Annotated in this window: 3 protein-coding genes; all 3 read right to left on the reverse strand. The window is 49.5% G+C overall.

What is annotated here, in order from left to right:
* Positions 1-390: substrate-binding domain-containing protein (locus tag WCO51_11625; GenBank protein MEI6513904.1), on the reverse strand; the 390-nt coding region annotated here is incomplete at its 3' end.
* Between the two features lie 197 nt (positions 391-587).
* A complete protein-coding gene (gene serC, locus WCO51_11630) occupies positions 588-1,685 on the reverse strand; it encodes a 3-phosphoserine/phosphohydroxythreonine transaminase (GenBank protein ID MEI6513905.1) in 1,098 nt (365 codons plus the stop codon).
* A 22-nt stretch (positions 1,686-1,707) separates the two neighbouring features.
* Positions 1,708-2,907 (reverse strand): 3-phosphoglycerate dehydrogenase family protein, encoded by a 1,200-nt coding sequence (locus WCO51_11635; GenBank protein ID MEI6513906.1) that lies wholly within the window; start codon positions 2,905-2,907, stop codon positions 1,708-1,710.
* Between the last annotated feature and the right edge of the window lie 205 nt (positions 2,908-3,112).

Raw genomic sequence — 3,112 nt, forward strand, 5'->3', positions numbered from 1 at the left:
CTTTTTATCCCGAAATATCACCCTAATATCACGGCTTTGGCGCGAGTAATAGGGCTGCAGTAAGCCTTTCTTCTGCAATTCTTCCAACAGGCTCGCATCATTTGCCAGCACTAAATCAGCTTTCGGGGCAGACTTCTCGCTTTGCAGCCTATCGATGAGTTCTTTTTGTGAGGTGAAATAAGTCGCCAGGATATGCGCTTTAGTATTCTTCTCAAACGCCCGAAATAAAGGTTCAACGCATTCCCTTTTCTCCATCACGTAAACAACAATATTCGTCCCCACAAGCTTCTGGACTAACTTGCGATTTTTCAAATAGACCAATGGAACCACCACCAGTCCAATTATTAAAATCGCCCCTATGAGAACCCGAAATCGAAGAAACTTACGCATACCATTCTTATGGCACCAACTCAGGCTTTATGTCAACGGAGGGAGAATGAAGGGTAAAAGGTGAAAGGCAGATTTAACCCATTTCCCCCTTTCCAAAGGGGAAATGGTGGTGCATTGACTCAGAAAAAGAAAGCTATGGTAGCAAAGTCTTAGCTCTGCTACCATAGCTTCGTGAGTTTTCGGAAATGCGTACTTCGTTAGCCGTTCTTGCGCTTGAACTCTTTCATGAAATCGACCAGCGCTTTGCAGCCTTCTATGGGGAAGGCGTTGTAGACGGAGGCTCGGATGCCGCCGACTGAACGGTGACCTTTTAGGCCGTCCATTTTAAGCTCTTTGGCTTCTTTAACGAACTGCTTTTCGAGGTCTTCGCTTGGCAGTCGGAAGGTAATGTTCATAAGTGAACGGCTTTGTGGTTGGGAGTGGCCGCGATAATAGCCTCCACTGGTGTCGATGGCATCATAAATTAGCCCGCCCTTTTCTTTGTTCAACTTATGCATCGCAGGCAGGCCGCCGATGTCGTTGATGAGCCACTTGGCGACCAAGCCAATAATATAGATGCCGAAGGTGGTCGGGGTATTGTAGAGCGACTTGTTCTCGGCCATGATCTTGTAGTCAAGCATGGTCGGAAGGGTTGTGGCGACTTGTTCTTCGAGCATATCCTTGCGAATAATCACTATGGTCACGCCCGCAGGACCCGCATTCTTCTGCGCGCCGGCGTAGATAAGAGAGTATTTATTCGCTTCGATAGGGCGGCTCATAAAGTCTGATGAAGCGTCGCAGACCAGCGGAATATTGCCGGTATCGGGGTCCATATGCCACTCGATGCCTTCGATAGTCTCGTTGGCGGTGATGTGAACGTAGGCGGCATTCTGGTTGTACTCTAGCTCACCTGGATCGGGCATTCGGCTGAACTTTTCATCATCTCCACTCCAGATGACCGCAACTTCGCCTTCTTTCTTGGCTTCCTTCATGGCCTTTTTGGCCCATGAACCTGAATTCACATAGTCGGCGCTCTTGCCATGCATGAAGTTCATTGGCACCATTGAGAATTGTTGTGAGGCGCCTCCTTGCAGGAACAGCACTTGATAATCGCTCGATAGGCCAAGCAGTTTGGCGATATCAGCTTCGGCGGTCAGAATGATCTCGTCGAATCTAGGGGAGCGATGACTGATTTCTAAGATGGACATGCCTGCGCCTGGTAGGGCTAAAAGGTCGCGCTGAGCTTCCACTAGCACTGGCAGAGGGAGCACAGCAGGACCGGCTGAAAAATTGAATATCCGTTCTACAGATGACATTGTTATCTTCCTTTTCTTTTTATTAAAGCTCGGTTAGGGTGAGCGCCAGGATGGACGGGTGCGCTTTGATGCGGTCATTAGTTTCCTCAGGAGAAGCGCCATCGAGGTGTATCTCAGCGATTGCCGCATCTGCGCCTTGGAAAACGACGTTGTGAGTTTCCTGTACGTTGATCCCTGCAGTACGCAATTCATCAAATATATGCGCCAGCACACCCACGCGGTCTAGATGCCTGATGGCGAGCATGTGCGTTGCCGGTGAGCGCTTGCACAGGTTAACCGTATTCGGCACAGTTCCGTTCTCTTTGAACTCGCGGAGAATGCGAACCGTTTCCGCCGCAATCGCTTCCTGCGCCTGTTCAGTTGATGCGCCGATATGGTGAGTGCCATAGATACCAGCGTTCATGCCAACGGGATCGGTAAATGTGTCGGTCGAGGAGGTTGGTTCTTGCGGGAACACATCAAGTCCAGCGCGTATACCCTTCTCCTGTACGGCTTTAAGCAGCGCCTCATGGTCAACCACTTCCGCCCTAGAGGTGTTAATGAAATACGACCCCGGCTTCATAGCGTTGAATACACTTTTACCCACCAGTCCCTTTGTTTCGGGAGCTGATGAGATATGAACACTTAACACATTACATGCTGTTGCCACTGCCTCAGGGGTTGCTTTGTATTCGACGCCCAAATCTTCAGCCTTTTGGGGGGTCAGCGATCGGCTCCAGGCCACTACATGCATTCCAAAGGCCTTTGCCCGTGGAATCATTTCTTTGCCAATATTGCCCACTCCGACTAAACCCAACGTGCGTCCAAATAGGCCTTTTGCATTGCTGAACTCTTTCTTATTCCACTGCCCTTGCCGCATTTGGATCACATTATCAGCAATACGCCGATCCAGGGACAGCATAAGAGCAAATGCCAATTCAGCCACCGCAATGGAGTTCTTACCGGGGCAGTTTGAGACATAGATGCCGAATTTAGAAGCCGTAGCAACATCAATCGTGTTGTATCCCGCCCCTGCGCGAATGACTAGACTAAGACATCCCTTTTCGAGCATCGGGGCGGTGACCTTTGTAGATCGAACTACTACCACATCCGCCTTGCTCTCGATAATCGTTTCTGTTAAGGCATCCTCTTTCAAATCCGGGCTATAGACAAGCTCATATCCAAGAGACTTGATCCCATCAATCCCGCTTTGTTCGAATTTATCCGCTACCAATACTTTCATGCCGTACTAATCTCCTTAAATTTAGACTGGAGGTATGCCCGTATTTATACACTATTTCAGTCCCCCATTGCCATGTGGGAAAAGCTATAAGTGAGGACAGACCGTTTCGTAATGAATTAACTAGCTCCCCCTACTCCTTCGCCCCGTGGGCTTTGAGGAGGGTGGCTATCTCCGAGTGCCTTCCTGCTTTGGCTAAATCTAACGG

The sequence above is a fragment of the bacterium genome, assembly GCA_037131655.1.
Classification (GTDB): Bacteria; Armatimonadota; Fimbriimonadia; order Fimbriimonadales; family JBAXQP01; genus JBAXQP01.